6 protein-coding genes, 4 tRNA genes and 1 other annotated feature are annotated in these 8,185 nt (G+C 27.4%); all 10 genes read right to left on the reverse strand.

Going from position 1 to position 8,185, the window contains the following annotated elements:
* Window positions 1–96: 96 nt before the first annotated feature.
* A tRNA-Arg gene (locus tag J2Z42_RS13585) sits at window positions 97–173 on the reverse strand.
* Between the two features lie 56 nt (window positions 174–229).
* Window positions 230–320 (reverse strand) — tRNA-Ser (locus J2Z42_RS13590).
* 27 nt (window positions 321–347) lie between these two features.
* Window positions 348–438: transfer RNA gene (locus J2Z42_RS13595), tRNA-Ser, on the reverse strand.
* 125 nt (window positions 439–563) lie between these two features.
* Window positions 564–1,844 (reverse strand): serine--tRNA ligase, encoded by a 1,281-nt coding sequence (gene serS, locus J2Z42_RS13600; protein ID WP_209703310.1) that lies wholly within the window; start codon window positions 1,842–1,844, stop codon window positions 564–566.
* Between the two features lie 54 nt (window positions 1,845–1,898).
* Window positions 1,899–2,093, reverse strand: a binding site (T-box leader).
* Between the two features lie 86 nt (window positions 2,094–2,179).
* Entirely contained in the window at window positions 2,180–2,452 is a 273-nt protein-coding gene (locus J2Z42_RS13605) for a DUF1667 domain-containing protein (RefSeq protein ID WP_245331634.1), read from the reverse strand.
* Between the two features lie 17 nt (window positions 2,453–2,469).
* Window positions 2,470–3,864, reverse strand: a complete 1,395-nt coding sequence (locus J2Z42_RS13610; RefSeq protein ID WP_209703311.1) for an NAD(P)/FAD-dependent oxidoreductase — start codon at window positions 3,862–3,864, stop codon at window positions 2,470–2,472.
* A gap of 161 nt (window positions 3,865–4,025) precedes the next feature.
* Entirely contained in the window at window positions 4,026–6,758 is a 2,733-nt protein-coding gene (locus tag J2Z42_RS13615) for a UPF0182 family protein (RefSeq protein ID WP_209703312.1), read from the reverse strand.
* A 57-nt stretch (window positions 6,759–6,815) separates the two neighbouring features.
* Window positions 6,816–7,331: a transcription repressor NadR gene (locus J2Z42_RS13620; RefSeq protein ID WP_209703313.1), complete on the reverse strand. Its 516-nt coding sequence runs from the start codon at window positions 7,329–7,331 to the stop codon at window positions 6,816–6,818.
* A 129-nt stretch (window positions 7,332–7,460) separates the two neighbouring features.
* Entirely contained in the window at window positions 7,461–7,955 is a 495-nt protein-coding gene (locus J2Z42_RS13625) for an HD domain-containing protein (RefSeq protein ID WP_209703314.1), read from the reverse strand.
* 135 nt (window positions 7,956–8,090) lie between these two features.
* A tRNA-Ala gene (locus J2Z42_RS13630) sits at window positions 8,091–8,166 on the reverse strand.
* Window positions 8,167–8,185 lie beyond the last annotated feature (19 nt).

The raw sequence follows: 8,185 nt of genomic DNA on the forward strand, positions 1-8,185 counted from the left end.
GAATTTGAATCTCTGGCATTTAACATATTTTTCTGTGTTACGGTTGTGTTATTTTGCACTAAAAAAGCTTTCACAAATAAGTGAAAGCCTTGATATTGGTGCGCTAGAGAGGATTCGAACCCCCGGCACGCTGGTTCGTAGCCAACTGCTCTATCCAACTGAGCTACTAGCGCACATTAATTGATACAAACATTTAAAATTAAAAGCACCTTATAATAGATGCTTTTAATGGCGGAGAAAGAGGGATTTGAACCCTCGCGCCGGTTACCCGACCTACGCCCTTAGCAGGGGCGCCTCTTCGGCCACTTGAGTATTTCTCCATGTCCTACAGTTTAATAAAATTTTAATGGCGGAAAGAAAGGGATTCGAACCCTTGGTACGGTCACCCGTACGCCGGTTTTCAAGACCGGTGCCTTAAACCAACTCGACCATCTTTCCATGACCGTCAACAAATAATATTATACCAACCATATATATATATGTCAACATTTTTATAGATTTTTTTATAAATTTTATAAAACATGAGTCCAAAAAGCAGCATTACTTTTTGAACTCATAAAAAATTACTTTATTATTTCTCTTCCACCCATATATGACCTTAAAAGTTCTGGAATCTCTACAGTTCCATCCTCTTTTTGATAGTTCTCAAGTATTGCTGCAACTGTTCTTCCTATAGCAACACCTGATCCATTTAATGTATGAACGTATTTTGGTTTGTCTTTTGGAGTTTCTTTATATTTTATATTTGCACGCCTTGCCTGAAAATCTTCAAAATTACTGCAACTTGATATTTCTACATATCTATTATAACTTGGCATCCACACTTCTATATCATATTTAAGTGCTGCTGTAAATCCCAAATCACCCTTGCATATTCTAACTACTCTATATGGTATCTTTAATCCCTGAAGTACATCTTCTGCATCCCTTGTAAGCTTTTCAAGCTCATCATAAGAATCCTCAGGTCTTGTAAACTTAACAAGCTCAACTTTATTAAATTGATGCTGTCTTACGAGCCCTCTTGTATCTCTTCCTGCTGATCCAGCTTCAGATCTAAAACATGCACTATAGGCTACATGTTTAATTGGAAGATTTTCTCCTTTTAAAACTTCATTTCTATAAAAGTTAGTTACAGGAACCTCTGCCGTAGGTATTAAAAAACAGTCATTATTTGCAACTCTAAAAGCATCTTCTTCAAATTTTGGAAGTTGTCCTGTACCTGTCATACTTGTTCTATTTACCATATAAGGTGGAAATAACTCTTCATAACCATGTTTTTCAGTATGGAAATCTAAAAAGTAACTTATAACCGCTCTCTCAAGTTTTGCTCCCAATCCCCTGTAAAATGTAAATCTTGATCCTGAAACTTTTCCAGCTCTTTCAAAATCCAATATATTTAAATCAGTACCTATATCCCAATGAGCTTTAGGAGTAAAATTAAATTTAGTTGGTTCGCTCCATCTTCTGATTTCTACGTTATCAGCATCACTTTTTCCTTCAGGCACTTGAGGATTTGGTATATTTGGTATTCTAAGCATTATGTATTCTATTTTTTCATCAATTTTTGAAAGATCTATATCAAATTCCTTTATTTCATCAGATAATTTTTTCATCTCAACTAGAACTTCATCTACAGGTTTCCCATCTTTTTTCATCTTAGCTATTTTTGATGAAGCTTCATTTCTATTTTTCTTTAACTCCTCAACTTCAACTAAAATATTTCTTCTTTTTTCATCTAAAGACACAACTTCATCTATAGTAGATAAATCAAAATCTTCTCCTCTATTTGTTAAAAGTTTTTTAATTTCTTCTGGATTGTTTCTTATTCTTTTTAAATCTAACATAACAATTAGTCCTCCTTGTATTTTTTAGCACAAAAAAAGAGTTTCTATCCCCATGCAAGGGACGGAAAGCTCCGCGTTGCCACCCTAATTAATCAAAATTGATTCTCTCAAAAAAATAACGGCTATCACCGGACTGAATTTTATCAGTCACTTCAAAGTTGGATTCATAATATTAACAATATCAGTTTACACCCAAACACTGATTCTCTTAAATTGCCATATCATTACTAAACTCGTCACAAGTTAATTTTAATTTTTGCATTTATTATATATTAAATAGATTTTTATGTCAATAAAAAATATTAATTTTAAAATTTTTCCAATAAAAATTAAAATCACAATTTTTTTATACTTCTAGTAGCAATTATATCTACTCCAGTATTAAGTATATTTGTACAAATTATATCTCCCATTTCTATTGGTGCTCTAACATGCAATCTACTCAATGCTTTAGAACATTCTATCCATAATTTTTTATCTATTGGCTTGCTGCTTTTTACTGGAATTATTTTATTATATGAACCTGATATTCGTACAGCACTAGTAAATACATCATAATTTTTTCTAATCATTTTATCATCTTTTTTATAAATAGTATCAGTAAACAATTTATATTCCTCCTGCATTAAATACTATCAAATTCTTTTACCCTGCTTATTAATATATTTGAATTTTTACAATTCTTAACTATGTCAGTCATATTTGCATTAATTTCTCTGGCTAATATATTGGAAACTTTATATAAGCACCGTGATCCTCTACAATTTCCAAAAGTAGCTCCAGTCCTTCTTTTTATACCTTCTATAGTACGTGCACCAAGTGGCCTTCTTATTGAATCAACAATTTCACCTTCTGTAACCTCTTCACAATAACATATTATTTTACCATATTTTTTATTTACCTTGATTATCTTGTTTCTGTCATCGTTACTCATGTCTCTAAATCTATAAAATTCTCTTCTTCTATCTACAAAATCCTTTTTAAGAACACACTTTAAGTTATTTACTATAGTTTCACATACAATCTTTGCTATAGCAGGTGTCATGGTAATCTGATCAAGGTGTTTTTCAATAATTTTTACATAACCCTTGTCTATCAAACTATTATCTATAATAACATCATCATAATAATATGTTGATTGATAAAATTCATTTATATTATTTTCACGTATTTTTCCAATATACTTTCTAATTATTTCAAGTCCATAATCATAACTTATCTTATCATTAGTCGTTATTTCAATCACCATCTGATTATTCTGTATTGGGATTAAATGTATCATACCTAAACTTTTATCCAACATAGAAATTACATTATGATTGTATTTTTCATTTGAAATATTATCTATTAAGAAATAATTTATATAGTTTTTTTTACTTTGTCTTTTATTTGTACAATCTATACTATAATTGTCTTTTGGAGTTGTATTAATTACCATACTGCATGTAAATTTATTTTTATTTGTTACAACATTAAATCCTTTAGTCACAGACTGTATATCCATAACTTCTTCCTCTAATTTGAAATTTACACCATTATCAAATGCAATTTCGCCATAAGAAATTGCAAGATCATAAGGGGAGATTATACCTGTATTTTTAGAATATATAGCTTTTTTTACTTTAACATTAATATCAGGTTCAATTTTTAGTACATCTCTTTCGTTTAAAATACCTATATTTTTTATCCCTCTGCTTAATGCTTTTTCATATAAATTCAAAAGCCTTTTTTCACTTTGATCATCATCTGAAATTATAAGATGATCTTTTTTTTGAAAATTTATATTGAATTTTGATGACAATTCTCTTATAATATTATTTCCCATATATTCAAGTCTTGCCGCAAAAATTGATTTACAGTTAATTCCATCAGATACAATTGATGAATTTATAAAAGCTACATCATTTGCTATATCATAATCTTTCTCTATTAAAGCTATATTTAAACTATATTTTGAAAGTTCATATGCAATTGAACATCCTACTATCCCCCCACCTAAAATAAGTACATCATAATCCATAACTAACTCCCTTCCTTCAGATAAGTAAAATTGGCCCAATACTTATATTATATTACCTTTTAACTAATTATTCATAAAATATGCCCATAATTTTCAAAAATTTAAAAGCTGCTGACTATATAATCAGCAGCTTTTAAATTTTTTAATATTGTATAAAGAAATTATTTACTATTAAGTTCATCTATTAGCTTACCAAGATCCTGAATATAATTTCCATATTGAGACCATTCTCCATTTTTTTGTGCATCAATAGCCTTATTGTATAAATCTTTAGCTTGCTTTAATTTTTGAGTTTTATTACCTGAATTAGTATCACTAGATTGATTTAAATTTTTTTCAGTTTCATCATCTTGATTATAATTAAATATCTGTTCTATAGCTGTATCAATATTCTGCGATATTATCATCTTATCCCCATAAGATACTATGACCCTCTTCATTTCAGGTATACTATCTTTTCCACTTGCTCTCAAATAAACTGGTTCCACATAAAGAAGAGATTTATTTATAGGAACTATTATTGTATCCCCAAATTGAACTTTTGAACCATCTTTATTCCATAGTGAAAGTTGCTGTGATATCGTAGTATCCTGATTCAATTTTTGTTTAAATAGATAAGGACTATATACAGTTTTTTCTGGTGGAAATTTATATAATACCATCTTCCCATAGTTATCTCCATCCATTCTTGCTCCAAACAATCCTGCCATATTATCTTTATTCCTCATATTTAAATATTGGATCAGTATCATTTCTTCCTTTTTTTGTCCAGGAAGTTTCATTACTACATATGGAGATTTCATAGCATCTTTAGTTCCATTAACCTGCTTTTGATTTTTAGCAATTTCCCATACATCTTCACCATTATAAAATACACCTGGATCAGTAACATGGTACTTTCCAATCACATTACATTGTATATTAAATAAATCTTCTGGGTACCTAAAATGCTGCTTTATATCTGATGGCAAAGAATCCTCACTTTTAAATAGCCCGGGAAATATTTTCGAATAACTTTTTACTATAGGATCATTTTTGTCTACAATATAGAAGTTTGTACTTCCATCTAATGCATTTACAACTACTTTAAAAGAATTTCTTATATAATTAATTCCATTTTGTGGTTGTGAATATGGATACTTATCAGACTCAGTATATCCATCTAATATCCAATATAATTTGTCACCACTTACAACTATATATGGATCAGAATCATAATTCAAAAATGGTGCTATTTTTTTTACTCTATCTTTTATATTCCTATTTATTAATATTTTACTTTCACTTTTTATATCTCTAGAGAGAAGAAAATTGGCATTTTTATTATACAAAGAAAATATTACTTTATTGATAAAATTCATTTTTATTCCAGAATTTGATTCATATTTATTAGTAGCATTATCGCTTCCTTTAGGATAATCAAATTCATTCATTTTAGTATTTACTATAGCATAATCATCTGTACTTTCTCCAAAATATATCCTCGGATTGTCAATCTTTATATTTGTAGAATTTTGAGGAGGCATATCTTTTATAACAAAATTTGGTTGACCCTCAGATGTTACAGAATTCACTTTATTCATTACTACTCCGTAACCGTGGGTATAAATAAGATGTTTGTTTTGCCATGTATTTGGATCTATAGAATTACTATTTATCTCCCTAGCACCTATAAATATTTGAGTAAATTTACCATTTATATTATATCTATCTACATCAATATCATTAAAATTATAGTAATATCTTATGATCTGAACCTGATTGTAAAACTCAAGAGTTGGTTCATATGAATTTATCTTTATGTTATTTATAGTGTCCATATTATTTTTTACATCATTTTGTGTAAGAGTGTCTTTAACTTCAAAAGGTTTAGCATCAACATTTTCAATATTAAATGCTTTTCTTGTATAATCAATATCATTTTGTATATATTGCTGTTCTAAAGTCTTTTGATTTGATTTAACAATAAAATTTTGAACAAAAGTAGAAACAGCACTTTCACCAATAATTAAAACTACAATTACTACCGCACATACTAAGATAGGCTTTATCTTTGATTTAAGTACGCTTAAAAATATAACAATTGAGGAAATTATAGATACTATAAAAATAATTTTATAAAAAAGGAAACTTACTTTAGCATCAGTATAGCCTGCACCAAAAGCCACACCATTTTCACTATATACAAGGTTTACAGACTTTAAAAAATATCCAAAAGCAATACATATCATTATAAATCCAGACAAAATAGCAAGCTGCTTGCCAGCAAATCTAGTAAGTCCACTCTTAAAATCAATTTTGTTAAACTCAATTTTAAAATTTCTCTTAAAATTTCTACCTTTACTAATCTTATCTTTTAAATTGAGCATAATATAAATCAAAAATGTTAAAAAAGTTAAAAATATAATTAGACTTATAGCAGCATTGTAAACAGATTGTATTAAAGGTAATTTAAATATATAGAATGATACATCCAGATGTAAAATTGGGTCCTTAACATTAAAAGGTACTGAATTTGTAAATTGTAAAATCCTATACCAATAAATTGAAGAAAAGCTATATGAAAATACAAGTGATATTATAATATCAAAAAAAATAATTATTTTTTTCTGTAATTTATCTTTATTTTTATTTACTTCAATAACTTTTTTATACTTCATTATCCCTATTTTAAGACTTTTATAATAAAACCATATACATAAAAAACATATTATAAAAATTGGAAATATAAGCTTAACCATAGCTACTAATTTAGTAAAATAAATTGACAAATAACCTATTTCCTTAAACCATTCCACATTAACTATAAAATTTATAATTCTGTTTAAAAATAAAAAAAACATTGCCAAAACAACAACTAGAATACTCAAATTTATAGCCTTATTTTTTTTCATTAACAATCACCTCTTTTATTATAATTTTTTTATTATGATTTCAAACATAATACTATACTAATCAGAAATTAAATAACCTTTATTTTTTAATTCTGATTTTATATTATCTATCGCAGAATAATTATCAGTTGAAATAGTATGGAGGTGAACACCACCTGTTAGAATTAAAAGAGGTTCTGACTTTGTCTCTTTTATTTTTAAAATGAAATTTTCTACATCATATAACGACTTTATCATAAGCATAGCTTTAATTTCACCGTATACCGAATGCTCTATTGTAACATCTTCAACAATTGCACCAAATTTAACTATAGTTGAAAGTTCATCTTCCATCTCATCTACACTATGACAAACTGCAATTACTTTCTTAATTCTATTTTTTTCACTTTTAGGAACCATATATCCCTCTGGTGTTGCTATTATATTTTTCCCTTCAGCTCTTAAAATTGCAATATCCTTAACTATAACCTGTCTTGTAACTCCAAGTTTCTCAGCTAGAATATGTCCTTTTTGAGGCTTATTACTACTTTTCAATATTTTTTCTATATCTATTCTTCTTTTCTCTGAATTCATAATTACCTCCAATTAAAAACTATAACTATATTTACAATTATATCATAAAATTTAAAATATATTATGTGAAAATTAGGAATAAGTCAAAATATTACATAAGTTATTTGTAAATTATTTCATACATAATGTTCAATTATTATTATCACAATATTTAATTATATTAAGATATTTATTATCATTTATGTCGTTATTATCATGATTTTTTACCAGAAAAATAATATACTTATTGCAGCTAATCTTTTCGAGTAATTTAGCTCCTATTTTTGCATGATTGTAATAAACATTTATTTTATTAAACTTACACATATACTTCATTTTTCCTAATGTTATACTATTCAATAATACCATTATAGATTTATCAATAATAGTTAGCCTTCTATATATCTTTCCTATATCATGTAAAAGCGCTGCTTTTAAAATAATGTTTAAATTTATATCTTTTTTATAGCAAATTTTTTCCACGTCATAAGCTACTTTTACACAATGTTTTTGTTCTGACATTGATAATTTTTTAAATAATTCTAATTCGTCCTCACTTAAAATATTATTTATAAATTTTAAATCATATTCATCTAATCTTGAATGTAAGTTCCAATAAAATTGTTTTAACCTATAAAATTTCAAATTTTCACTTCCTTATAGAATATTAATTTTCACTCATTTTATTACATAATGCAAATAATATCAAATATGATAATTATTCAATTTTATGAATACGATAAAAAAGCAATTAACAATAATAAAATTGTTAATTGCTTTTGGTGGAGATAAAGAGATTCGAACTCTTGACCCCCTGCGTGCAAGGCAGGTGCTCTCCCAGCTGAGCTATACCCCCAAATATGGTGGACCTTCAG

The organism is Clostridium algifaecis, from assembly GCF_017874415.1.
In the GTDB taxonomy this organism is placed as follows: Bacteria; Bacillota; Clostridia; order Clostridiales; family Clostridiaceae; genus Clostridium_B; species Clostridium_B algifaecis.